Origin of the sequence: Asticcacaulis sp., assembly GCA_024707255.1 — a bacterium.
Taxonomy (GTDB): Bacteria; Pseudomonadota; Alphaproteobacteria; order Caulobacterales; family Caulobacteraceae; genus Asticcacaulis.
On sequence record JANQAC010000001.1, the window covers coordinates 1,471,700 to 1,495,457 of the forward strand.

The following is a 23,758-nucleotide window of genomic DNA, read 5'->3' on the forward strand; positions in this document are numbered from 1 at the left end:
CAACACGCAGGGTGCCGACCTCTTTGGAGGCCTGCAACTGTGTCGACTGAACGTGGTAATGCGCTTGGGTCATGTCAGCGTCATCTGCCTGTTTTATGCACAGGTCAAGATGACAAGTTTCAAATGTGACAAGTGTGGCTTCGCGGTATCAGACGGCCAGGTCAGAAATAGACCAGACTAAAAATACGTATGCCCGGTCTTGATGCCGCGATGATAATCGAGCCTGCGGTAAAAGGCTTCGGGGTCTTTCGGCTTTACCACCCATGACGGATCGTGGTTCAGCAGGTCATAGAGCCGCGTCAGGGTAAAACGTACCGCCGAGCCACGGGCAAACAGAGGCAGGGCGTTGATTTCGGCTTCGGAAAGCTGCCGCGTCTCGTTATAGCCCTTGATAAAGGCCGAAATCATCTGCGGCTGCGGCTGGCCGCCCGGCGTGAAGCCCCAGGCATTGAGCGCCACCGCCAGGTCATAGGCATAAAAGTCCGTGCAGGCGTAATAGTAGTCGATCACGCCGGTGACGATGCCGTCGTCATTCATCAGCACATTGTCGGTGAAATAGTCGGCATGGATGGCGCCTTTGGGGAGATCAGTAGGCCAAACGCCCCGAAGGAAAGCCAGTTCCTCACGGAAATCCGCCAGTATCTCCTGGGCGCGCGGAGAGGTGACGGCGCGCGGTTCGCAGCGTTCGATCAGGCCAGGCCAGGCGGCCAGCCCCATCGAATTGGCGCGCACTTGCGGAAAATCGCCGCCCATCAGATGCAGCTTCGCCAGATACTCCCCGGCCGAGGCGGCATGACGGGTATCGGGATTGCGCGGCCAGCGGCCCGGCAGCCACTTGATCAGGGCACAGGGCTTGCCATTGATCCGCCCGAGCGATTGCCCGTCGCGCTTCAGCGCCGGCCCCGGCGCCGGATAACCCTTGCGGTCGAGATAAAGCGTATAGTCCATGAACCAAGGCAGCGAGTCTTCCGGCGTGGCGGCCTCGAACAGCGTCAGCGCATAGAGGCCCGACGTCGTCTCCACCTTGAAATTGGTGTTGGAAACCCCCTCCTCGATACCTTCGAGATGGATCAGTTCGCCTATATCATAGGCGCTGAGATAGGCACGGGCGTCCTCCAGAGATACGGGGGTAAAAACGGCCATGCGCGCCCTGTCCTGATCCTCAAAAGCCTGTGCCATCTGGTTTGGCACCTGCGGCATATAGACATAAAGCCGTGATCGCCAAAAGCTTTTCCTTGTGGACATAAGCCAGAATGTCTAAATCGCCGGCTTAGAATCCATCGCTTGGGTAGCGCGTGCGCATCTGATAGCAAGCCGCATCCCTTATTAGGACTCCTCCCATGGCCAAAACCGTTTCCTCTGTCGTCGATCTGATCGGCAACACGCCCCTCATTCGCCTGAAAGCGGCCTCTGACGCGACCGGCTGCGATATTTACGGCAAGGCGGAGTTCCTCAATCCCGGCCAGTCGATCAAGGATCGCGCCGCCCTGTGGATTATCCGCGCCGCCGAAGCCGATGGCTCGCTGAAACCCGGCGGCACTATTGTGGAAGGCACGGCCGGAAATACCGGCATCGGCTTGGCGCTGGTCGCCAATGCGCTGGGTTACAAGACCAAAATCGTTATTCCGCGCACCCAGGCGCAGGAAAAGAAGGACGCCATCCGCGCTTTTGGCGCCGAACTGATCGAGGTCGATGCCCTGCCCTATGCCAATCCCGGCAACTATGTCCGCTATTCCGGCACCCTGGCGCAGGAATTGCGTGAGGCCGGCGAAAGCGTTATCTGGGCCAACCAGTTTGACAATGTCGCCAACCGCCGCGCCCATATCGAAGGCACTGGCCCGGAAATCTGGGCGCAGACCAATGGCAAGATCGACGCGTTCATTTGCGCCGTCGGCTCGGGTGGCACACTGGGTGGTTTGAGCCTCTACCTGAAAGACAAGAACCCGAACATCCAGATCGGCCTGGCCGATCCGTTTGGCGCCGCACTCTATAGCTATTACACCACCGGCGAGCTGAAATCCGAAGGCACGTCGATTTCGGAAGGTATCGGCCAGGGCCGCATCACCGCCAATCTCGAAGGCATCACCGTCGATCGTTCCTATCAGGTTTCCGATGCCGAATGGCTGTCCGTGCTTTACGATCTGATCCAGAACGAGGGCCTGTGCCTGGGCACCTCCGCCGCGCTCAATATCGTCGGCGCTATGAAGATGGCGAAAGACCTTGGCCACGGCAAGACGATCGTCACCGTACTGTGCGATTACGGCAACCGCTACGCCTCGAAGATCTTCAATCCGCCCTTCCTGCGTGAAAAGGGCCTGCCGGTTCCGCCGTGGATGGCCGACTGAGGTGATGGCCTTTTTTCAGTCCCACCTTGTTTTCGCCTCCCCCATTCATGGGGGAGGTGGCGCGCCGCGTCAGCGGCGTGACGGAAGGGGTGATTCCACGGGAAAAAGCCCCTCCCACCATCGCAAGCGATGGTCCCCCCTCCCCGCTTCGCAGGGCGGGCGAAGAGGATCAGATATCCATCGCGGCGAAGACGGGCGGCTCGATATGCGCGCTCGGCGCGCCATCAACGCGCAGGGCTTCGGCGCGCAGCCACTCCATGAAGCACATCTGCGCCGGGGTCGGTTCGCGGGTCTGCGGCCACACCAGGTAATAACCGTATTCCAGCGGCTTGTCCTTCTCATCGAACAGCACCATCAGACGGCCGGCCTTGAGATCGGCTTCGGCGATGGTGCGCTTGGCCGAGGGCCACGCCGCGGCCGGCGACGGCGCCTTCGATGACCATGCTCGACTGGTTGAAACGCGGACCGCGCGTCGCATCGACGCCCTCGACGCCGTGCGCCTTCAGCCACATCGCCCAGTCCGGGCAGGAGGGATCGGTCTCGAAGCCGACATCATGCAACAGGACATGGTGGCTGAGGTCGGCGGGCTTGCGGATCGGTGCGGCCTCGTAAAGCAGGGGCGAGCAGACCGGCACCACGGCTTCGGCCAGCAAGTGCTCGACATTGAGGCCGCTGTAATGGCCGTTGCCATAGCGGATGGCGAGATCGATATCGCTGGTGGCGAAATCGACCGGGGCCATATCGGCGCTTACCCAGACATCAATGTCCTCGTTAGCGGCGCTAAAGTCATAGAGCCGCGGCATCAGCCATTTGGCGGCGAAACTCGGCGCGGCGGAAACCGTGACGCGGCCCTTCTGGTTGCCCTGCTTCATCAGGCGTGTGGCCTCGAACATCTTCTCGAAGGCTTCCTTCAGAATCTGCGCCGACGCCTTGCCGGCATCGCTCAACACGACGCGGCGGCCGTCACGCACAAACAGTTCGACACCGACATGTTCTTCCAGCAAGCGGATTTGTTGCGACACCGCGCCCGGCGTCACAAACAGTTCTTCCGCAGCCTGTTTGAAGCTTTCATGGCGGGCGGCGGCTTCAAAAACCCGAAGCGCCGACAGCGGCGGCAGACGATCACGCGACATATTCTAACCCCTGACCTGGCCACATAGCCTCAGTTGCCCTTAACCGGACGCTTCTTTATAGCGTCTTTCAGTTTAAAAAAACTATCTCGATTGAATTTGGAGAAAAAAATGACCGAAGCCAATCCGCTTCATCACATCGATGCGCTGGACGCCGGCGGCACCTGGACCACGGATGTGGTCGTTATCGGCGCCGGCCCGGTTGGCCTGTTCAGTGTCTTCGAACTCGGTCTGCTCGATATCAAGTGTCACCTGATCGACATTCTCGACAAGGTCGGCGGCCAGTGCGCCGAACTCTATCCGGAAAAGCCGATCTATGACATTCCGGCCTGGCCGATCATCTCTGGCGATGACCTGACCAAGCGCCTGCTGGAGCAGATTCATCCGTTCAGCGCCAAGTACCACCTCGGTGAAATGGCCGTCGGCGTGCGCAAGATCGAGGAAGGCGAGCATGAGGGCCTGTGGGAGGTGATCACCGACCAGAAGACCGTGGTTTACGCCAAGTCGATCGTGATTGCGGCCGGCGGCGGGTCGTTCCAGCCCAAGAAACCACCGATCCCCGGTATCGACGGCTTTGAAAACCTCGGTGCCGGCAAGGGCGTCCACTATGCCGTGCGCAAGATGGACACCTTCCGTGACAAGGAAATCGTTATTTCCGGCGGCGGCGATTCCGCGCTCGACTGGGTGCTGAATCTGCAACCGATCGCCAAGCGCGTGACGCTCATCCACCGCCGCGACGACTTCCGCGCCGCGCCCCACTCGGTCGCCAAGATGCGGGAACTGGTGGCCGCCGGAGAAATGGACCTGATCATCGCCCAGGCCACGGCGCTCAAGGGCGAGACCGGCCACTTCCTCGAATCGGTCGCCATCGAGGACGCGAACGGCGTGGAATCGCATATCACGGCAGATGCCTTCCTGCCCTTCTTCGGCCTGACCATGAAGCTGGGGCCGGTGGCCGAGTTCGGCCTGAACCTGCATGAGAACCTGATTCCGGTCGATACGGAGAAGTTCGAGACCTCGACCAAGGGCATCTTCGCCATTGGCGACATCAACCACTATCCGGGCAAGCTGAAGCTGATCCTGTCGGGCTTCCACGAGGCGGCTTTGATGGCGCAGCAGGCCTTCCGCTATGTCTATCCGGACAAGAAGCTGCGCTTCCAGTACACGACGTCGTCGTCGGAGTTGCAGAAAAAGATGGGCGTGAAATAGCAGGGTTTTGGGACCATAACGATTATCACGCTCAAGATAAAAAAGCCCCGCAACTCCAGGCTGCGGGGCTTTTAAAATTTCAGGGATCGGGCTTTACAGATAACGGCGGAGATTGCGGGACAGATCCGCGCCGCTGTCGCGCTTCTTGGCCTTTTGCGACGGCTGATAGGCGACGCGGCCGTGCTCGACGCAATAGGGCGTGCCTTCATCCGAACGGCGGCCGCAGAAAGAGAAGCTGTCCGAGGACGGGTCGCCGATCGGCCACTTGCACATCTTGGCGCCGAGCGTCAGGACTGTGGCGGTGCCGGGTTCTTCGACATAGGGCGTGACGGGCTGGCTGATCACCGGGCGGGCCAGGACCGGCTCGCTGCGACGGACGGGCGCCTGTGCGGCAGGACGTTCGGCATGTGAAGCGGCCGAGGCCGCAGGACGCGGCGGACGCGCGGGTTTATACAGCGGACGCGTCGGCTGCGAGGGCGCGGCGCGGCCGGAGAGGCCGAGGCGATGCACCTTGCCGATGACGGCATTGCGCGTGACGCCGCCAAGCTGCTTGGCGATCTGACTGGCGGAATGGCCTTCCTGCCAGAGCTTTTTCAGGGTCTCAACGCGTTCGTCGGTCCAGCTCATTACTCTCACTCTCCCATGCTTATCTATAATCGCTTGCGGTTCAAAAGTAATGAAACCACAAGATATAGATATTCCCGAAGGGACTTGCTCCCCAGTCATCAACAGATGGTAAACGAAATGTTAAAAACCGCAATATATGGTGTGAGGGGAATTTCATCTGTCCACAACATATCTATATGTAGTATTCATATAGTCCACATATGTGGATAAGGCTCCATCCATGCTCAGGCGGCAGTTTATGGCGCATTGTGCGGGAAGAACGGGCGTTTTAGCACCGTGAATCAGAACGGCGGCCCTTTAGGGAGCCGCCGGTCAGTGTCACTTAAATGGGGAATCCGTACCGGTTTACAAGGCGGGCTCGCCCAGGGTCGCCATGTCGATGGTGAAGCGATAGCGGACATCCTGTTTCAGCATCCGCTCATAGGCGGTGTTGATATCCTTGATGTCGATGACCTCGACATCCGAGGTAATGCCATGCTCGGCGCAGAAATCCAGCATTTCCTGGGTCTCGGCGATGCCGCCAATGCCTGAGCCGGCGAAGCGGCGGCGTTTCATCAGCAGCGGGAAGGCAGCGATGGCCTGCGGATTTTCCGGCGCGCCAACGAGGCAAAGCGTGGCGTCACGCTTGAGCAGATTGAGATAGGCATTGATGTCGTGATCGGCGGAGACGCAATCGAGGATGAAATCGAATGACTGCGCGTGCGCCGCCATTTCGTCTTCATTCTTCGAGATGACAACCTCATGGGCGCCCAGCCGCTTGCCGTCTTCCACCTTGGACGGTGAGGTGGTGAAGAGCACGACATGCGCCCCCAGGGCGCGGGCGAACTTCACACCCATATGGCCGAGGCCGCCGAGGCCGACAATGCCCACCTTCATGCCGGGCCCGACCTTCCAGTGCCGCAATGGCGACCAGGTGGTAATGCCCGCGCAGAGCAGCGGCGCAGTCGCCGCCAGGTCCAGCTTTTCCGAGACCTTCAACACAAAGCCTTCATAGACGGTGATTGACTTGGAATAGCCGCCGGCGGTCGGCTTGCCGGTCTGCGGCTCGATGCCGCCATAGGTCTGAATATTGCCGACATCGCAATATTGCTCCAGACCTTCCCGGCAGTTCGGACAGGTCCGGCAGGAATCGACCATGCAGCCGACGCCGACCAGATCGCCGACCTTGAATTTGGTCACATCCGCGCCGATCTTCGACACGCGTCCTACAATTTCATGGCCGACAACCACCGGATAGGTCGTGAAATGCCATTCGTTGCGCGCCATGTGCAGGTCGGAATGGCAGACACCGCAATAAAGAATATCGATGACCACATCTTCCGGCGTCGGGTCGCGGCGCTCGATGGTCAGTGGGCTAAGAGGTTTGTCGGCCGCGGGCGCGGCATAGGCTTCGCAACGAAACATGGGGGTGTCCTGTTATAAAGGGGAATGCCCTTCACAGGTAGGCCGATCCGCCTTCATTACAAGGCAGTGTCACCATCTATTCACACATCTTGCGGATGAAGTGCCTGCAGGGTAACGAGCAGCAGGCGCAGGCGATCTTCCGGCCATGTCATCAACTGTGCAAACAGGCGCGGATGGCGGCCGTGCAGGGCCTGTGCATCCTGAAGCCAATCCTGGCCTGGCCCCGGCGCACGCCACTCGCCGCGCGGCATCAGGTCGCCGGCGTCACACGCCAGCACACGGCTGATTTCGTAGAGGCGCGAGGCGCTGACCCGGTTGGCGCCGCGTTCGTACTTCTGGATTTGCTGGAAGGTCACATTCACGGCGGCCGCCAGCGCTTCCTGTGAAATACCCAAGCTGCGCCGTCGCCGGCGAATATTGTCGCCGACCGCCACATCAATGATATGCGGCCCCTTGCGCCCGATATCGCCCACAATTCACCACGGCATAAAATCAACCTACGAGTTGAAATTATCACTCAAACCAATCAGCGTCAATCACCGCGCAAAACAATGCGGTGAAGTCCTGCCACCTGGGAATGCAGCACCTGCTCCGTGCTTTCGGGATTGACCCGCCTGAAATAAAGAAAGCCGTCGCGTTCGCGTTCATAGAGCCGGACCTGGCGGGTGCCGTCTCTCATTTCGATAAAACAGCCCTCCAGGCGTTTGGGTGGCCGGCCGCGCTGGAAGAAGACCTTTTCGCCCGGTTCGCACCACGGCGCCATGCTTTCATCGGAGACGATATGGCTCTCCAGTTCGGCCGGAAAGCCTTGCCACCATGCCGTATGGCGCTGAAAACGCACCGCGAACGGGTCTTCGGAAACGGAATAGAGTTCGCGGTCGAGATCGGCCTCGCTGGCGCCGACCGCCCGCAGATAGACCGCCACCCGCTCCTCCGGCCAGGCGGCCGCGGCATTTTCCCACCGGCTCATGGCCTGGGCGGAAACGCCGACATCGGCCTGCAGTTCGGCCAGTGATTTACCGGCGCGCTGGCGCAGAAGCCTCATGGCGGCGGCGAAGGCGGGGTCTTTGGCAGTGTGTCGTCTCATGCCGCTATCATCAATGAGACACACGCAAACGCTACCGATAAAAAATCACCCTTATCAACCTATATCAACCCGTCTGACCTCAGGCAATAAGCTCGCGGTTGTGCGTCTCGGTGCCTGGCGTTTCCCTGGCCCGCATCTCTTTAGCCGGCGGTTCTGCCGTCAGGGCCTGAAGGCCGGCGACCAGCAGGCGCAGGTTTTCCTCCGGCAGGGCTATCAGCGTCTCGAAAAGGCGCGGATGCAGCACATGCAGCGCACGGGCGTCGGTCATCCATTTCGCGGCCTTTTCGTCCCGATACCAGTCCGGCGGCGGCATCAGGTCCGCCGGATGGCACCTGAGCACCCGGCAGATATCAAACAGGCATGACGCGCTGACCCGGTTGGCGCCGCGTTCATATTTCTGCACCTGCTGGAAGGTGACGGCGATCGCCTCGGCGAGCGCTTCCTGTGAAATTTTAAGCGCCCGGCGGCGCTGGCGGATATTGGCCCCTACCGCGACATCGACAATATGCGGCGTGGCCCGGCTGGGTTTGGGCATGGCGGCTCCGTGGCTATCCCTGACACGCGGGCATGATTGCGCTAACAAGTGCGACCCTTAACACAACCCTGAGAAAGCGCAAGTGTACGATAATTACAATCTATGAGCGTTTTACGCTTAAGGTTGGTGCCTGATGCCCGCCGGCCCAACCGGATAAATTTTCCCGTTATTTGCGTTTGATCAAATGAATGAGGACGCGGTCGGCCTATACAGGCACCATGTTCGACCCGATCACACCCGAAAGTCCGGTCGCGGACGCGCGCGCTTCTGCCAGCCCGATGCCCAGTCCGATACCATGGCTGGCGCCGGACATGGCTGATCAGACGGATCAGACATGGCAGGGCTGGCTGTCGCATTTCACCTTCGGCCTCACCCCGGCCGGGCTGACCGAAGCCTATGTCGCCTGGCTGGCCCATCTGGCCCTTTGTCCCGGCCGCCTGGCCGAACTGGCCCTGTTTCCGCTGACCCATCTTCATGATCCGTTTGCCGAGGGGCCGCGCGATTCCCGCTTCCGCTCCGATCTGTGGAAGCAGTGGCCGTGGCGGCAATATGTGCAGAATTTCCACCTGGCACAGGCCTTCTGGGACCGGGCGACGCTGGATGTTCCCGGCCTCGCGCCCGCCCATGCCCGCAGCATCAATTTTGTCGCGCATCAGGTGCTCAATATCCTGTCGCCGGCCAACTTCCTGCCGACCAATCCGGAGATCCAGAAGGCCGTCCGACAGTCCGGCGGACAAAACCTTGTGCAGGGTCTCATCCATTTCTACGAGGACTGGGAACGGCGTGTCACCGGCCAGCGTCCGAAGGGCATGGACGCCTTCACCCCCGGCCGGACCGTGGCGGTTACGCCAGGCCAGGTCGTGTTTCGCAACGACCTGATCGAACTGATCCAGTATGCGCCGCAGACTCCGGATGTCCATGCCGCACCGGTCCTGATCCTGCCGGCCTGGATCATGAAATACTATATCCTCGACCTGTCGCCGCACAATTCACTCGTCAACTGGCTGGTCGGTCAGGGCCACACGGTCTTCATGGTGTCATGGAAGAACCCCGGCAGCGCCGACCGCGACAAGGGCATGGACGACTATGTGCGCGACGGTGCCCTGGCCGCGCTCGATGCCGTGTCCGACATCGTGCCGGGCCAGAAGATCAACCTGGCGGGCTATTGCCTGGGCGGCACCCTGGCGCTGATCCTCGCCGCCTGGCTGGCGGTGAAGCGGGATGACCGGCTGCAAAGCCTGTCGCTTTTCGCCGCCCAGGGCGATTTCACCGAGGCTGGCGAGCTCAGCGTGTTCGTCACCGATTCCGAAGTCGCCTACCTCAAGAACATGATGCGCACCCAGGGCTATCTCGATACGCGCCAGATGGCCGGCGCCTTCCAGATGCTGCGCTCCAGCGAAAGCCTGTGGTCGCACATTGTCCGCGATTACTGGCTGGGCCGGCGGGCGGAGATGTTCGACCTCCTGGCCTGGAACGCCGACGCCACGCGGATGCCCTACCGGATGCACAGCGAATATCTGGAGCAGCTTTTCCTGCAAAATGCCTTCGTCAACGGCCATTTCCGGGTGCTGGGCGAAACCGTGGCGCCCGAAAACATCACCCTGCCGGTCTTTGCGGTCGGCACCGAAAGCGACCACGTCGCCCCGTGGCGCTCGGTCTACAAGGTCCACCAGTTCACGGCGGGCGACGTCACCTTCGCCCTGACCAATGGCGGGCACAATGCCGGCATTGTCAGCGAACCCGGCCGTACCGACCGCCATTATTGCCTCGCCGAGCACAAGGCGGGCACGCCGTTGCAATCCGCCGAGGACTGGCGGGCCGGCGCGCCGTGCCACACGGGCTCCTGGTGGACCGCCTGGGACGACTGGCTCTCCCGGCAGGACAACGCGGCAAAACGGCCGGCGCCGGCAGCCTTCGGCAATGCCCGCTTTCAGCCCCTCGAAGCCGCGCCCGGCCTCTATGTCCATCAGTCCTGAGGCCTGTCATGAATGTCCCCGTCCATCCCGCCGATCATTACAGCCACATCCTGGAGAGTGGCAGGGTGCTGCCGCGCATCACCGTGGCGGTCATTCATCCGGTCGACGCCCACGCCCTGGAAGCGGCGGCGGACGCCCAGGCGGAAGGACTGATCATGCCGGTCCTGATCGGCCCGCAGGCGCGTATCCGCAAGGCGGCTGTGGAGAACGGCATCGATATAGCCGACTGGACGATGATCGATGCGGAGCACAGTCACGCCGCCGCTGAAGCCGGGGCGGCCTCGGCGGCGCGCGGCGAGGTCGATGCCCTGATGAAAGGCGCCCTGCACACCGACGAACTGCTGACCGCCGTGGTGGCGAAAGAGGCCGGCCTGCGCACCGAGCGGCGCATGTCACACGCCTATATTCTCGACATCCCGATGTACCACAAGCCCCTGATCGTTACCGACGCGGCGATCAATATCGCCCCCGATCTCGATGAAAAGGCCGATATCTGCCGCAACGCCATCGGCCTGTGGCGCAGCCTGTTCGGCGACGAACGCCCGCCCAAAGTCGCCCTTCTTTCGGCGGTGGAGACGGTGCTGAGCGCCATGCCCTCGACCATCGATGCCGCCGCCCTGTGCAAGATGGCCGATCGCGGCCAGATCACCGGTGCGATCCTCGACGGCCCCCTGGCCTTTGACAACATCATTAGCCGCGAAGCCGCGGATGACAAGGGACTGGTCTCGCCGGTGGCGGGGGATGCCGATATCATTGTCGTCCCCAATATAGAGGCCGGCAATGCCCCGGCCAAGGAACTGATCTATCTCGGCCACGCCCGGGCCGCCGGCATCGGGCTCGGCGCGCGGGTGCCGGTCATCCTGACCAGCCGGGCGGATTCGCTGCGGACGCGGCGGCTGTCCTGCGTGGTGGCGCAATATCTGGTCGAGGCCCGCCGGAAAGGGCAACTGAAATGACCGACGCCCTGCTCGTTCTCAATGCCGGCTCCTCCAGCCTGAAATTCCGCCTGTTCGGCCTGACCCCGGACCTGCCGGTGATCGCCGGCGGCAAGGTCAGCGATATCGGCGGCCGGCCGGTCTTTCAGGCGGCAGGCACCGGCGAAGCCCCCCGCGATCTGCCCCCGCACACTGATGCCGGCGAGGCCCTGGCCTTCGTGCTGAACTGGCTGAAGCAGACGGTCGGACAGGTACGCTTGCGCGCCTGCGCCCACCGGATCGTGCATGGCGGGCCGGATTTCATCCACGCCACCGAACTGGACCGTGCGGCGGTCGATGACCTGCGCCAGTTCAACAGTCTGGCGCCGCAGCATCAGGCGCATAACCTGGCCGCCATAGAGGCCCTATGGGCGCAGGATCCGCGCCTGCGCCAATTCGGCTGTTTCGATACCGCCTTTCACGCCCATATCGACCCGCTGCACCGCCAGTTCGCCCTGCCGAAAAGCCTGCGCGACAGGGGTATTCGGCGCTATGGCTTCCATGGCCTCTCCTATGCCTGGATCGCACACCGCCTGGCCTGCGATCATTCGGCGCTGGCGAAAGGCCGGGTGGTCGCCGCCCACCTGGGCAACGGGGCCAGCCTGTGCGCCCTGAAAAATGGCCGCAGCATCGATACCACCATGGGCCTGACGGCACTCGACGGCCTGCCGATGGGCACGCGTTGCGGCGCCCTCGACCCCGGCGCGGTGTTATACATGCAGCAGGCGCTCGGCATGACGCCAGAGGCCATCAGCGATGTGCTCTACATGCAATCCGGCCTGCTTGGTCTGTCGGGCGTCAGCAATGATGTCAAAGCCCTGCTCGAAAGTCCGTTGCCCGCCGCGGCCTTCGCGCTCGATTACTTCGCCCTGAAAACCGCCCAGCAGATCGCCGCCATGGCCACCAGCCTGGGCGGCCTCGATGGTCTCGTCTTTACCGGCGGCATCGGTGAAAACGCCGCGCCGGTGCGTGAAAAAATCCTCCACCATCTCGCCTTCCTGCCCCCGTTTGAAACCCACATCATCGCCGCCAATGAGGAGCGCCAGATGGCGCTGGAAATCATGACGGCCTTTTATCAGGAGACTGTCTCATGACCGACGCGCTCAAGGGTCTGGTTATCGGCATTGCCAACGAAGACTCCATCGCCTGGGCCTGCGCGAAGGCGTTTCACGACAAAGGCGCCCGCCTGATCGTGACCTGCCAGAACGACCAGATGCGCGGCGCGGTCGAAGATCTGGCCGCCCAGATCGGTGCCGAACAGGTCCTGCCGCTGGATGTAACCGATGACGGCCAGATGGACGCCGTTTTTGCCGCCATTGCCGGCAAATGGGGTCGGCTCGATTTCCTGCTCCATTCCATCGCCTATGCCCCGCCGGCGGACCTGCTGGGCGAATTGGTAAATTCATCCAAAAGCGGATTCGCCACGGCCATGGATGTTTCCTGCCATTCGCTGATTCGTCTGGCGAAGCGGGCGCGGCCCCTGATGAAGAATGGCGGCTCAATCCTGACCATGAGCTATTACGGCGCGGAAAAGGTCATGCCGCATTACAACCTGATGGGCCCGGTCAAGGCGGCGCTGGAATCCAGCGTCCGTTACCTGGCCTGGGAACTGGGGCCCAGCGAGATCCGCGTCAATGCCCTTTCACCCGGACCGGTGCGCAGCCAGGTTTCACCGCATCCCGGCCGTTTCGATGAGATCATGCAGGAGGATGTATTCCGCACGCCCCTGCATCGCGCCATTACCCTCGAACAGGTCGGCGATGTCGCCGCTTTCATGGTGTCGCCCCAGGCGTCAGGCATCAATGGCCAGGTCATCCATGTCGATAATGGCTTTACGGCAATTGGTTAATAAATAAAGGGCGGTTTTGATCGGGGTCAAAACCCTTGGCCTGCCGCCATGCGATCATGCGCGCTCCCGGTTTCCTTACAGACAGCACAGGAGTTTTCCATGCCCGCCGATACCATTGCCCCCGCCCCGCAGACATCCAACCGCGCCAGCCCAAAACCGGACGGCGCCGCATTCCGGCCGGATAGCGCCGCCAACCTTTCGGAAGAAGGTGCGGCGACCTTCACCCAGGCCAATGACAGCCTGAAGCGGATCGGCGGCGCCTATATGGCCATCAGTTCCGACAATATGGCGGCCCTGACTGAAGCCGGCACGCAGGCCGGACGCCTGATGACCGACATGACCAAAAGCTATATCGATGCCCTCAGCTACGCGGCCGTCACCTATGCCGGCCTGGGGCGCGACTGCCTGACCTGCCGCACGCCGGCTGATGTCGTCGAGTTTCAGAAGAAGGCTATGGAAGGCTTCACCGAGACCTATGAAGCCGTCAGCAAGGTCTACAGCAATCTGTTCGAGTCCTTTTCGACCGCCTTCGAACCCCTGATGGCGCGGTCGGCCGATGGCCCGGAGCGGATGTTCCGCGCCTTTGCGGACTGAAAAGCGCCCATAAAACGCAACAAAAAAAGCCGGATCGTTTATCCCGATCCGGCTTTTACCGTTTGATCCCATCGCTTACAGCAGGCAGATCATCTGCTGCCGGTCCTCCCGGCTATGGCATCCGGTGTAGAGAAATCCGGCACCTGTAAGCCAGTCGGCCAGTTGCCGGTCGTTTTCGGCGTGATCCGCATGGATAACGAAGCAGATGTCATGCGCGCGCAGCCACTCCAGCAATCCGGCGATGGCCTCCGGCACATAGGGGGCGTGCAGGCCATCGCGCCGGCAGGCGATATCGAGATGAGGACCGTAGTAGCAGTCAAAATCAGGCGAGGCCGAGGTGGCATTCAGGTTTATGAAGCCCAAGGGATCGCCGCGACGGGTGAAAACGGCCCACATCCACCCCGTCTGCGCCGCCGCCTGGTCGTCGACGGGCCGGTAGACGCCCGGCAATGCACCCAGATCCTGCCCGGCCTGTATCAGTTCCATCTGGACGTTTTCAGTCTGAATGGAAAGGGGCAGCGGACGAAACGCATTGGCCTGAAAGCCATTGATTTCAGGCAGAACTTCAGGACGCGGATAGCGGATATCAACGGAAGCAACGCGGGCATTCATTTTGGTCATTCCTTTCTGGGCTTTCCCTGGCGGACCGCCTCGTTTCAGTCGGTGGCGTGGTCGCAGATATATTGCTGGTCGGGCGTGAGTTCGCAGACTGGCTTCTTATGCGGTGCCGGGGGCTGGACATCTTCAACCGGCTTGTCACCGGCGTTTTTACAGCTAACGGTCAATTCACAATCGACACCGCCGACTTCTCGTTCAAAAATCAAATGCTCGGGCTTGGTAATCGGCACGGTGTCCTCCTGTTCCGGTTGTTAAGATTTTGTACATCTTCCGAAGGGGCGCGCGTTTGATTACAGTCAATTCGACAATCAGGCCCAGCCTTTGAAAAGCAAAGTTCCCGGAAAGCGAGAGAGTTCATTTTTCGCTGTTTAAGCGAACCCGGTTGGGTTAATATTGGACTGTATCAGGATCGGCCTGCAATCGACGAGGCGCGTAAATGAGTAAGCAGATTGACATGCTGAGAACTCTGCCGCTGTTCAGCGATCTGCCCGAAGACCAGGTTGGTCTGCTGGCGTCCCACAGCCATATCCGCAAATGCGAACGCGGCACCTTCCTGTTCCTGCACGGCGACGACATACGCAACTTCAAGATTCTCTGCCGGGGCACGGTGCAGATATTCCGCGAGACGCCGGACGGTCACGAAGTGACGAGTGATATTCTCATCGCCGGCGACTGCATCAATGCCGAGGAAGTCATCGCCCTGCAAAAGACCCACCTGACCAGCGCCCGGATTGTGGATGACGCCCAGGTGCTGGAAGTGCCGATCAACTGGATGCGGGAACACCTGGCGGATTTCAACCGCCTGGCGCCGCGTTTGCTGCAGGGCCTTTCCGAGCGGCTGCATCAGGCGCACATGGAGGCCGAGCACCGGTCAACCATGTCGGCCACCCAGATGGTGGCCTGCTATCTTCAGGGTCTGTGCGTGCTTTACGAATTTGATCCGAAAGGGTTTGATCTGCCCTATTCCAAGACCCTGATCGCCTCACGCCTGCGCATGGAGTTGGCGACCTTTTCGCGCACGCTCCAGAAGCTGAAAGACGTAGGCATTTCGGTGACCGGCAATCGCGTAATCTTCACCAGCCTCAACCAGGCGGGTCATTTTGTCTGCGATAACTGCTCGGTCTCCGAGGATTGCCCGACCCACAAGGCGCTGTCGCAGAGGGCTCAGCCGCAGACTGCTGATGCGCCCGCGCCTGTGCTCAAGATAACCAGCTAAAAACTTCGGGCGGGAAACGGCTGACCGCCGACAATGGCCCTTCCGGCGTGCCGAGCACGATGGCGCAGACCGCCAACGCCGCCTTTGGTGCCTCCAGGCGAATCTTCCATTCCGGGCGGTTGAGCGCAGCGACCACGGGGGCGATCAGGCAGGTGCCCAGTCCCATGCCGCAGGCGGCCAGCATCACGTTTTCCGCCGCCATCCAGCATTCCGGCAGATGCCGTTCGTCGCCTGAGAGATCATAGATGACCATCAGCAGGCCGCCGCCGTGAAAGAAATCGAGATCATTAGACCCGGCCGGGTGAGGCAGCAACGCTTCGCCTTCGACGGCATTGTAGAGGCGCCCGGTCCATTCGGACAATTCGCCAAGGATCTGGCGGTCGCCAATGATCGAAAAGCCCAGCGCGGCCGTCTCTTTCGCCAGGGTGGGCGCCTGCACGGCGGCGTACAGCAGGGCGTGGATCGCCGTTTCAGGCACCTTCGCGCCCGTAAACTGACGCACTGCGCGCCGACTGTAAATGGCATCCATGATCGTCAGGGTGCGGCGGCCTGGCGCGAAAGCCGGACGCGGCTCGCTATCATTGGCCGCTGACCGGTTTCCTTGTGATATCTCTGACATGAAATTCACCACAGTTGCCCTTAGTGCGATAACAGAAGAGGAATATGCGAATGTTGCAGCACATGCCGCGTCGCGCCGCCCAGCAGGGCTTCGCCGACATGCCCGCGGCCGTAGGCGCCCATCACCAGCAATCCGGCGCCCAGTCCGGCGCTCTTTTCCAGCAGCCGGCTGCCGACCCCGCCCTCATGCGGAATATGCAGGCATTCGGGGAATATGCCGTGGCTTTCCAGGTAGCCCATGACATCCGCCTGATGGCCCTGAGCCGGATATTTGCCGTCTTCCTCGGCCATGAGCACATAGACGTCCTTGGCCCGCAGCAGGAAGGGCAGGGCATCGCGCATGGCCCTGCCGGCGGAAAGGCTGCCGTCCCACGCCAGCGCCACCGTGTCGGGGAAGCCCGTATCGGCCAAGCCTGTACCGGAAAGCACCGCGCCGGGGGTGCGCGGCAGCAGGAGGAGGGGGCGGCCCGTCTGGTAAAGACCGGCGCGGATCGTTTCCTGGTCGCCATCAGCTTGATTGTTGAAGCCGGCCACGATCAGGTCGACGGTCCGGCCTTCGGCATTCAGGCACTCGGCGGGGGAACCGATGCGCGTGCGGAACACCACCGCGTCTCGGCCTTTGGCACTTGGGGGAGGTCCTCGATCTCCGTGCCCAGGCCGTTTTTCTCCGCCCATTCGCGTGACAGGCGCAGCGCCTCGTCGTGCAGTTCGCGGGCATCCCGTTCCAGTACCTCCACCGCCGTGCCGCCGCCGTAGGCGGCAAAACCGTAGCCGCCGATCCCTAAAGTTTCAGCCGCCAGTATGGGCGGGGCGGCGATATGCAGAATGCGCAGGCGGGCGCGGCATTCCTGGCGGATGGCGAAAGCCGTGCCCAGGGCATTCAGGTCATGGCGCTCGCCGCTGAATACACAGAGGATGGATTTGATCGACATGGCGGGCCTCATTGAAAGCGATATGTATTTGATTCGACCATAGGGCGCGCCGGGGCCCTCTGCTTTGATCGCAGTCAAATACCGCGCGGGTCCGCGATCCTAGAGTTGTCAGGACATCCGATCAGGAGACTGCCTCATGCCGATCAAATCCATCCTTTGCGTCTATGGCGGCGTACCGTTTGAACAGAACGCCCTCGATACCGCCCTGTCCCTGGCCGGTTTCTTTCAGGCCGAAGCCCGGTTCCTGCACATATCCGTGCCACTCAATGTCTATCCCGAGCTCTATGGCATCACGCTCTATGGCCAGGCGGTATCCGGAGATGTTGGCGTGCTCGACTCCATCGCCGAAGCCAACGAGGACCAGCGCAAGATCGCCCAGACGGCGGTCATCAGCGCCGCCAGGGCGCATGGTGTCTCATTCAGCCGCAAGGACTGCCTGGGCACGACGACCGGCGCCGCCATGGCCGTCTTCTGTCCGGTGACCGCCCGCCTGAAAGACTGCCTGCCACAGGCCGGAAGACTGGCCGACCTGATCGTCATCCCCCGTGAGCGGGCGAATGCGGTGACGGACCTTGAATCTGTGCTCTGCGGCCTGTTCGATACCGGCCGGCCGGTCTTGGTCGTTCCCTCCATCGATACGGCATCCGCTGTGCCAGCCGCAAAGAGCCCCTTTGTAACCGGAAAGGCAGCCATCGCCTGGGACGGCAGCCTGCCAGCGGCGCGCGCCCTCTATAATGCCCTGCCCTTCCTGCGCCGGGCGAAACAGATCGAGGTCATCTGTGTCCGCCACGCCCATGCCGACGCCGAGGCGGACTATCATGGCGACCTGTCGCACTGGCTGGACCTGCACGAACTGCCGGCCCATATCCACCACATTGACCACGAGGCGACCACCGTAGGCGCTGCCATCCTCGACCGGGCCGAGACCTTTGAAGCGGAATGGCTGGTCATGGGCGCCTATGGCCACAGCCATGTCGGGGAAATGATCCTGGGCGGCGCCACCAACTATGTCCTGAAACACAGCCGAATGCCGCTCCTGCTGTCACACTGAGTTCAGAGCGCCTTGTCAGAGAGCCTGGCCGCCCAGGTTGCGCACCCGGGCCAGATGCCTTTCCCGCGTCGCCTGGCCCTGTTCGATCATACCGAGATAGGTGGCGCGCACCGGCTTGAAGCCGCAGAATGACAGCAGGCTCTGGAACGCCTTGCCGCCATGCGCCCGGAAGACGATCTCGTAAAAGGCCTGCGGCATACCCATGGTCTGGATCAGCCTTGCCGATCGTCCGCGCAGCAGGGCGGCCTGCATCGGGTTTTTGGCCTTCACATTATAGGCGATGCCGGGCGTGAAGGCGCGCTCGCAAAAACCTTTCACAAGCGCCGGTATGCCGAACTGCCACATCGGATAAATGAAAACCACATGCTGCGCCCAGGTGATCTGCGCCTGTACCGACGCGATATCGGGCTCCGCCGGCTGATTGCCCTGATAGCCCTCGTGCAGGATCGGATCGAACGCCAGGTCGGCGAGGCGCACCGTGTGGACCATATGGCCGGCCTCGACCGCCCCGTCATGATAGGCCTGGGCAAGCGCGGCGCTGAAACTCGTGCGCTGCCGGGCCGGGTTGCCGTTGATGATCAGGATGCGCCGCCCTGTGCTTTGATTGCCGCCACTCATCACGGTTTCTCGTGAAGTGTCTTGAGATAGGCGATAATGCCGGCCCGCTGCTTCGTGTTGGGGATCATGTAGGGCATCCCCGTGCCGGGCCGCACATGGCTGGGATTGGTCAGGAATTTATTGAGCGCCGAGGGTGTCCAGGTGTCGCCGCGGTCATAGGCGTCCCGCAGGGTCGGCGTGTAGAGGAAACCTTCGACCGATCCGACACGGCGACCCACCACGCCGAAAAGAGCGGGGCCAATATCATTGACCATATGCTGGCTGTTGTCGTGGCACAGGCTGCACTTGCTGGCATAGATCTGCGCGCCCAATGCCACCTGACTGGTCTTGCCGAGCGCCGGGGTGGCCAGGCAGATCGCTGTCAAAGCCGCAAGGGTCAGAAATCGGGTCATGGTATCCTCCGCCAGTTATACCCTGCGATCCATAACAGGAAATTCGCCGGGCGGTTTGACGCCGGTCAAATCAGCGGCGCGACTGCCTCTCTATGGTATGCGGGTAATCAGAAGAGGCATTCCAATGGACAGGGTAAAGAACAAGGTCGTCATCGTCACCGGCGGCGCCAAGGGCATAGGCCGCTCGGCCTGTCACCTGCTGGCGCGCGAAGGCGCCGGGGTCGCTGTCGTCGATATGGACCCGGCCGGTGAAGCGACGGCGGCCGAAATCCGCGCCGCTGGCGGCGAAGCCTGGTTCTGGCCGCTCAATACCCTGAACGAGGTCGATATCGCCCGCGTCTTCGCCGAGGTGGCGCATCGCTTCGGCGGCATCGACGCCCTGGTCAATAATGCCGGTATCGCCGGGGTCAACAAGCCGACCCATGAGCTGAGCGAAGCCGAGTGGGACGCGGTGATGGATGTCAATGTCAAGGGTGTCTTCTTCTGCACCAAGCACGCCATTCCCTACCTGCGCACGGCTGGCGGCGGTTCGATCATCAACCTGTCCTCGATCTATGGCCTGATCGGCGCGCCCGACAATCCACCCTATCACGCCTCAAAAGGAGCGGTGCGGCTGATGAGCAAGACCGACGCCATGCTGTATGCGGGCGATCATATCCGCGTCAATTCCATCCATCCCGGCTATATCTGGACGCCGATGGTCGAGGCCGTGGCGGCGCAGGATCCGGAAGGCATCGACCATTTCAAGGCGGCCATCAGCCAGTTGCACCCGCTGGGTGTTCTGGGCGAGCCCGATGATATCGGCTGGGCGGTCGTCTACCTGGTGTCTGACGAGGCCAAATTCCTCACCGGTTCGGAACTGGTGATCGATGGCGGCTATACGGCGCGGTGACATGTAATTATGCGCGCCATGCAGATATCACGGACCGGTCCTCTGCACGACCGGTCGCTGGAGCCGGTGGATATCCCCGTTCCGGTGCCCGGCCCCGGCGAAGTGCGGCTGCGTGTCCTGGTCTGCGGGGTCTGTCATACCGAACTGGACGAGATCGAGGGCCGCGCCCTGCCGCCGCATCTGCCGGTTATTCCGGGCCATCAGGTGATCGGGCGCATCGACACCATCGGCGAGGCGGTCGAGGGTTTGTCTATCGGTGATCGGGTCGGCGTCGCCTGGATTTTCCACGCCTGCGGCCAGTGCCGTCATTGCCTCGACGGCGAGGAAAACCTGTGCGCTGGGTTCAGGGCCACCGGCCGCGACGTCAATGGCGGCTATGCCGAAAAAATGATCATTTCCGCCGATTTCATCCATGCCATCCCGGAATCCTTCAGCGATGCCGAGGCCGCACCTCTGCTTTGTGCCGGCGCCGTCGGTTTTCGTGCCCTGCGGCTGACCGGCTTGCTGGATGAAGAACAGGACACGCCGGTGCTCGGCTTCAGCGGCTTCGGGGCGTCGGCGCATCTGGTGCTGCAACTGGCCCGCCAGCGCCTGCCGAACTGCCGGTTTCATGTCTTTGCCCGCAGCGCCGAAGAACGCGCCTTCGCCTTGAACCTTGGCGCCGATTGGGCCGGCGATTTCGATGAAACGCCGCCGATGCCGCTGGACGCCATTATCGACACCACGCCCGCCTGGCGGCCCATCGTTTCCGTCCTGCGCCACCTCGTGCCCGGTGGTCGGCTGGTCATCAATGCCATCCGCAAGGAAGACGCCGACAAGGCGGCTTTGCTGGAACTCGACTATGCCCGTGACCTGTGGCTGGAAAAACAGGTCCGCAGCGTGGCCAATGTCACCCGCGAAGATGTCCGCGAATGCCTGCTGTGGGCGGCGGAGGCTGATCTCCATCCGCAGGTGGAAATCTATGACCTGGCGGACGCTAATCAGGCCCTGGCTGATCTCAGGTCAAGGCCGGTGCGGGGGGCGAAGGTTTTGCGCGTCGCCAGCGATACCACCGCCCCGTCAGCCATTTAAGCCCTTCCAGGCCGGCCAGCATGATCACGCCGGCGGAGAGAGCCAGGGCAGTCATGGGCCAGGACGGCGCCTCAAAGCGGAACAGGTGACGGGCGAAAGGCAGGGCGAGGGCGACCGTCAGCACCACCGCCACGGCGAGGAAGACCAGCACCAGGGCGCGATTGGGCCGGCGTATCGCTTCCAGGATGGAGGCGGCGCGCGAACGATTGACCAGCACCAGGCTGAGAATGACCGCCACCAGCGCCATGAAGGTCACGGCGCGCACGGCATCCGTCGATAATCCGATGGTGAGCGCAAGACCCAGCATCAGGACGACCGCGCCGAGGGCCAGCCCGCCCTGGATGACGCCGCGGCTGATAAAGGCCAGTGAAAACATCGGCCGTTCCGGATCGCGTGGCGGCCGGCGCATGATGTCGTCTTCCTCGGTCTCCGCCTCGAAGACAAGCGTGCAGACCGGATCGATAATCATTTCCAGGAAGGCGATATGGACGGGGCCCAGCAGGATCGGCAGGCCGAACACCAGGGGCAACAGCGCCAGGCCGGCGATCGGCACATGTACGGCCAGGATGAAGGTCACTGCCTTGTGCAGATTGTCATAGATGCGCCGCCCCAGCCGAATGGCCTTGACTATGGAGCCGAAATCATCATCGAGCAACACGATGGCCGAGGCTTCGCGCGCCACGTCCGTGCCGCGCTGGCCCATGGCGATGCCGATATGCGCCGCCTTGAGCGTGGGGGCGTCATTGACGCCGTCACCGGTCATCGCCACCACCTCGCCCTTTGCCTTTAGGGCCTCAACGATGCGCAGTTTTTGCTGCGGCATGATGCGCGCGAAGACGGTGGTGGCCTCGATCCGCCGGGCGAGGTCGGCGTCGTCCATCGCCGCCAGCTCGTCACCGGTCATCACATCGGTGGCGTCGATCCCGGCCTGGGCAGCGATGGCGCGTGCCGTCACCGGATAATCGCCGGTGATCATGACGACGCGAATTCCGGCTGTCCGGCATTCGGCCACTGCCGTCGGCACCGCCGCTCTCAGAGTATCGGCCAGGCCGACCAGGCCCAGAAATTCAAACGCGAAGCCGTGCTGATCCTCAGGCAAGACGGGCCGCGCCGCCGCCCGCGCCACCCCCAGCACCCGCAAACCTTCCGCCGCCATGGCATCGGCATCGCCCGCGAGCCGTGCGCGGGCCGCTACATCGAGTCCGCACAGTTCGGCGATCGCTTCCGGCGCCCCCTTGCCGGCCACCACCAGCTCGTCGTCATCCGCCTTTTGCCAGACATTGGACATGGCCAGCAGGTCGGGATGCAGGCCGAAGGCCCGAACCAGTTGCCACTGGTGAACGGCGCCGTCCGGACGAAAGGCGTGCAGGGCCTTTTCCATCGGATCGAACGGTTCGCGCGCGCTGGCCAGGATGCTGAACCGCGCCAGATCGTGAAAAGCGTCCGGCAGGGCCTCTTGGGATGCCCGATAAACCTGGCCATCGGGCCGGCGCAGTTCGGCCACCCGCATGATGTTTTCCGTCAGGGTGCCGGTCTTGTCCGTACAGAGTACCGTGGCTGCGCCCAGGGTTTCGATGGCTGCCGCCCGCCGGGTCAGCACCCTGGCGCGGGAGATGCGCCATGCCCCCATGGCCATGAAGATGGTGACGACGACCGGAAATTCCTCCGGCAGCATCGACATGCCGACGGCGATTCCCGCCAGCAGCGCCTCCAGCCAGCTACCGCGAAACAGGCCATAGAGGATCATCACCAGAAGGCTGATAACCCCGCCGCCAATGGCGAAGACACGGACCAGCCGGCCCATTTCCTGTTTCAGGCGCGGCGGCTCGGTGATGAGTTCGCCCAGGCTCTGGCCGATGCGCCCGATCTGACTGCGCGGGCCAGTGGCGATCACTTCGGCAAGGCCGGCGCCGCGCACCACCAGGGTGCCTGAAAACACATAGGGCCGGTCATCGCCGCCCGGCACGGCTGCGTCGTCTTCCGTCGCTGGAGCGGCCACCTTCCGGACCGGCACAGATTCTCCGGTCAGCAGGGATTCATCGGTTTGCAGGCTCTGGCACTCGATGACGCGACCATCGGCCGGCACCCGGTCGCCCTCGCTGAGCACCAGCAGGTCGCCGGCCACGACCTCACGCCCGGCGATCCGCTGGCGCTGGCCGTCACGGATGACCAGGGCGCGCGGACTGGTGAGGTCGCGCAGGGCCTCCAGCACCCGCTCGGTGCGCGACTCCTGCACCACGGTGATCACCACCGAAAACAGGGCGAGCACCATCAGAATGATGGCTTCGCTCAGGTCACCGAGGAAGAGATAGATCACCCCGCCAGCGATCAGCAGGGCCAGCATGGGCTCGCGGATCACTTCCAGCGCGATCCGCAAGGGGGTGCGCCTGGCCTGGCGCGGCAGTTCGTTGGCGCCGTCCCTTTGCAGCCGCGCTTGTGCTTCCGCCAGGCTCAGGCCAGATGGAACCGCGCCAGTGGGTGCGGGCGCCGGTGTCGGCGTGGATATGGGCATGACTCCTCCTAACGGGAAACGGCGTCGGACGCCCCTTAGGCCTCTATGGTATGCTGACACAGGTATCGCCTTGATCCCGGTCAAATGACCGGCACATCCGCCGCCGCC

At 62.4% G+C, this 23,758-nt stretch carries 25 protein-coding genes and 1 pseudogene; 11 read left to right on the plus strand and 15 right to left on the minus strand.

Annotated features, from left to right (window positions below; translation table 11 throughout):
• Positions 1 to 177: 177 nt before the first annotated feature.
• A complete protein-coding gene (thrB, locus tag NVV72_07095) occupies positions 178 to 1,143 on the minus strand; it encodes a homoserine kinase (protein ID MCR6659105.1) in 966 nt (321 codons plus the stop codon).
• A 197-nt stretch (positions 1,144 to 1,340) separates the two neighbouring features.
• Between thrB and NVV72_07100 the strand changes: the two genes are divergently transcribed.
• The gene (locus tag NVV72_07100) at positions 1,341 to 2,345 is read left to right on the plus strand and encodes a cysteine synthase A (GenBank protein MCR6659106.1); all 1,005 of its coding nucleotides are present in this window, start codon (positions 1,341 to 1,343) and stop codon (positions 2,343 to 2,345) included.
• Between the two features lie 169 nt (positions 2,346 to 2,514).
• Here NVV72_07100 and gcvA read toward each other — a convergent pair.
• Positions 2,515 to 3,478 (minus strand): annotated as a pseudogene (gene gcvA / locus NVV72_07105) (transcriptional regulator GcvA).
• A 108-nt stretch (positions 3,479 to 3,586) separates the two neighbouring features.
• On the opposite strand from gcvA, the gene NVV72_07110 reads away from it, so the two are divergent.
• Positions 3,587 to 4,684, plus strand: a complete 1,098-nt coding sequence (locus tag NVV72_07110) for an NAD(P)/FAD-dependent oxidoreductase (protein ID MCR6659107.1) — start codon at positions 3,587 to 3,589, stop codon at positions 4,682 to 4,684.
• Between the two features lie 93 nt (positions 4,685 to 4,777).
• On the opposite strand, the gene NVV72_07115 is transcribed toward NVV72_07110, so the two are convergent.
• The 5 genes from NVV72_07115 to NVV72_07135 all read right to left on the minus strand — a co-directional run bounded on the left by NVV72_07115 (position 4,778) and on the right by NVV72_07135 (position 8,337).
• The gene (locus tag NVV72_07115) at positions 4,778 to 5,311 is read right to left on the minus strand and encodes a GcrA cell cycle regulator (protein ID MCR6659108.1); all 534 of its coding nucleotides are present in this window, start codon (positions 5,309 to 5,311) and stop codon (positions 4,778 to 4,780) included.
• 345 nt (positions 5,312 to 5,656) lie between these two features.
• The gene (locus tag NVV72_07120; GenBank protein ID MCR6659109.1) at positions 5,657 to 6,715 is read right to left on the minus strand and encodes an NAD(P)-dependent alcohol dehydrogenase; all 1,059 of its coding nucleotides are present in this window, start codon (positions 6,713 to 6,715) and stop codon (positions 5,657 to 5,659) included.
• Positions 6,716 to 6,795: 80 nt separating this feature from the next.
• The gene (locus tag NVV72_07125; GenBank protein ID MCR6659110.1) at positions 6,796 to 7,191 is read right to left on the minus strand and encodes a helix-turn-helix domain-containing protein; all 396 of its coding nucleotides are present in this window, start codon (positions 7,189 to 7,191) and stop codon (positions 6,796 to 6,798) included.
• 56 nt (positions 7,192 to 7,247) lie between these two features.
• Positions 7,248 to 7,802: a helix-turn-helix domain-containing protein gene (locus tag NVV72_07130; GenBank protein MCR6659111.1), complete on the minus strand. Its 555-nt coding sequence runs from the start codon at positions 7,800 to 7,802 to the stop codon at positions 7,248 to 7,250.
• Positions 7,803 to 7,881: 79 nt separating this feature from the next.
• Complete coding sequence (locus tag NVV72_07135) at positions 7,882 to 8,337, minus strand: helix-turn-helix domain-containing protein (protein MCR6659112.1); 456 nt, start codon at positions 8,335 to 8,337, stop codon at positions 7,882 to 7,884.
• A gap of 311 nt (positions 8,338 to 8,648) precedes the next feature.
• Between NVV72_07135 and NVV72_07140 the strand changes: the two genes are divergently transcribed.
• The 5 genes from NVV72_07140 (at position 8,649) to NVV72_07160 (ending at position 13,730) form a co-directional block, all read left to right on the plus strand.
• Complete coding sequence (locus tag NVV72_07140) at positions 8,649 to 10,313, plus strand: alpha/beta fold hydrolase (GenBank protein ID MCR6659113.1); 1,665 nt, start codon at positions 8,649 to 8,651, stop codon at positions 10,311 to 10,313.
• 8 nt (positions 10,314 to 10,321) lie between these two features.
• The gene (locus tag NVV72_07145; GenBank protein ID MCR6659114.1) at positions 10,322 to 11,269 is read left to right on the plus strand and encodes a bifunctional enoyl-CoA hydratase/phosphate acetyltransferase; all 948 of its coding nucleotides are present in this window, start codon (positions 10,322 to 10,324) and stop codon (positions 11,267 to 11,269) included.
• Positions 11,266 to 12,381, plus strand: coding sequence for an acetate/propionate family kinase (locus NVV72_07150; protein ID MCR6659115.1), 1,116 nt, complete (start codon positions 11,266 to 11,268; stop codon positions 12,379 to 12,381). Before NVV72_07145 ends, NVV72_07150 begins: the two co-directional genes overlap by 4 nt.
• Complete coding sequence (gene fabI / locus NVV72_07155) at positions 12,378 to 13,136, plus strand: enoyl-ACP reductase FabI (protein MCR6659116.1); 759 nt, start codon at positions 12,378 to 12,380, stop codon at positions 13,134 to 13,136. Before NVV72_07150 ends, fabI begins: the two co-directional genes overlap by 4 nt.
• A gap of 99 nt (positions 13,137 to 13,235) precedes the next feature.
• Positions 13,236 to 13,730: a hypothetical protein gene (locus NVV72_07160; GenBank protein ID MCR6659117.1), complete on the plus strand. Its 495-nt coding sequence runs from the start codon at positions 13,236 to 13,238 to the stop codon at positions 13,728 to 13,730.
• A gap of 75 nt (positions 13,731 to 13,805) precedes the next feature.
• Here NVV72_07160 and NVV72_07165 read toward each other — a convergent pair whose 3' ends face one another.
• Both NVV72_07165 and NVV72_07170 read right to left on the minus strand, forming a co-directional pair.
• Positions 13,806 to 14,342 (minus strand): hypothetical protein, encoded by a 537-nt coding sequence (locus NVV72_07165; GenBank protein MCR6659118.1) that lies wholly within the window; start codon positions 14,340 to 14,342, stop codon positions 13,806 to 13,808.
• 44 nt (positions 14,343 to 14,386) lie between these two features.
• Positions 14,387 to 14,578, minus strand: a complete 192-nt coding sequence (locus NVV72_07170) for a hypothetical protein (protein ID MCR6659119.1) — start codon at positions 14,576 to 14,578, stop codon at positions 14,387 to 14,389.
• A 206-nt stretch (positions 14,579 to 14,784) separates the two neighbouring features.
• Between NVV72_07170 and NVV72_07175 the strand changes: the two genes are divergently transcribed.
• Entirely contained in the window at positions 14,785 to 15,564 is a 780-nt protein-coding gene (locus NVV72_07175; protein ID MCR6659120.1) for a Crp/Fnr family transcriptional regulator, read from the plus strand.
• Here NVV72_07175 and NVV72_07180 read toward each other — a convergent pair.
• From NVV72_07180 to NVV72_07190, 3 genes are read right to left on the minus strand one after another with little or no spacing between them, the layout of a single operon-like run.
• A complete protein-coding gene (locus NVV72_07180; GenBank protein ID MCR6659121.1) occupies positions 15,548 to 16,183 on the minus strand; it encodes a nitroreductase family protein in 636 nt (211 codons plus the stop codon). The two genes, NVV72_07175 and NVV72_07180, sit on opposite strands and share 17 nt — an antisense overlap.
• A 20-nt stretch (positions 16,184 to 16,203) precedes the next feature.
• Positions 16,204 to 16,785 (minus strand): universal stress protein, encoded by a 582-nt coding sequence (locus tag NVV72_07185; protein ID MCR6659122.1) that lies wholly within the window; start codon positions 16,783 to 16,785, stop codon positions 16,204 to 16,206.
• Positions 16,746 to 17,114 carry a hypothetical protein gene (locus tag NVV72_07190; GenBank protein ID MCR6659123.1) on the minus strand — a complete coding sequence of 123 codons (369 nt, stop codon included), beginning with the start codon at positions 17,112 to 17,114 and terminating at the stop codon, positions 16,746 to 16,748. Before NVV72_07190 ends, NVV72_07185 begins: the two co-directional genes overlap by 40 nt.
• A 136-nt stretch (positions 17,115 to 17,250) precedes the next feature.
• Here NVV72_07190 and NVV72_07195 point away from each other — a divergent pair, with 136 nt between their 5' ends.
• Positions 17,251 to 18,165, plus strand: coding sequence for a universal stress protein (locus NVV72_07195; GenBank protein ID MCR6659124.1), 915 nt, complete (start codon positions 17,251 to 17,253; stop codon positions 18,163 to 18,165).
• A 15-nt stretch (positions 18,166 to 18,180) separates the two neighbouring features.
• On the opposite strand, the gene NVV72_07200 is transcribed toward NVV72_07195, so the two are convergent.
• Positions 18,181 to 18,783, minus strand: coding sequence for an NAD(P)H-dependent oxidoreductase (locus NVV72_07200; protein MCR6659125.1), 603 nt, complete (start codon positions 18,781 to 18,783; stop codon positions 18,181 to 18,183).
• Positions 18,783 to 19,175 carry a c-type cytochrome gene (locus tag NVV72_07205; protein MCR6659126.1) on the minus strand — a complete coding sequence of 131 codons (393 nt, stop codon included), beginning with the start codon at positions 19,173 to 19,175 and terminating at the stop codon, positions 18,783 to 18,785. The genes NVV72_07200 and NVV72_07205 overlap by 1 nt, the downstream gene beginning before the upstream one ends.
• Positions 19,176 to 19,299: 124 nt before the next feature.
• Between NVV72_07205 and NVV72_07210 the strand changes: the two genes are divergently transcribed.
• Together NVV72_07210 and NVV72_07215 are read left to right on the plus strand one after the other, a co-directional pair.
• Positions 19,300 to 20,067 (plus strand): glucose 1-dehydrogenase, encoded by a 768-nt coding sequence (locus NVV72_07210; GenBank protein MCR6659127.1) that lies wholly within the window; start codon positions 19,300 to 19,302, stop codon positions 20,065 to 20,067.
• A gap of 18 nt (positions 20,068 to 20,085) precedes the next feature.
• A complete protein-coding gene (locus NVV72_07215) occupies positions 20,086 to 21,138 on the plus strand; it encodes a zinc-dependent alcohol dehydrogenase family protein (protein MCR6659128.1) in 1,053 nt (350 codons plus the stop codon).
• Here NVV72_07215 and NVV72_07220 read toward each other — a convergent pair.
• Positions 21,065 to 23,650, minus strand: a complete 2,586-nt coding sequence (locus NVV72_07220) for a cation-translocating P-type ATPase (GenBank protein ID MCR6659129.1) — start codon at positions 23,648 to 23,650, stop codon at positions 21,065 to 21,067. The two genes, NVV72_07215 and NVV72_07220, sit on opposite strands and share 74 nt — an antisense overlap.
• Positions 23,651 to 23,758 lie beyond the last annotated feature (108 nt).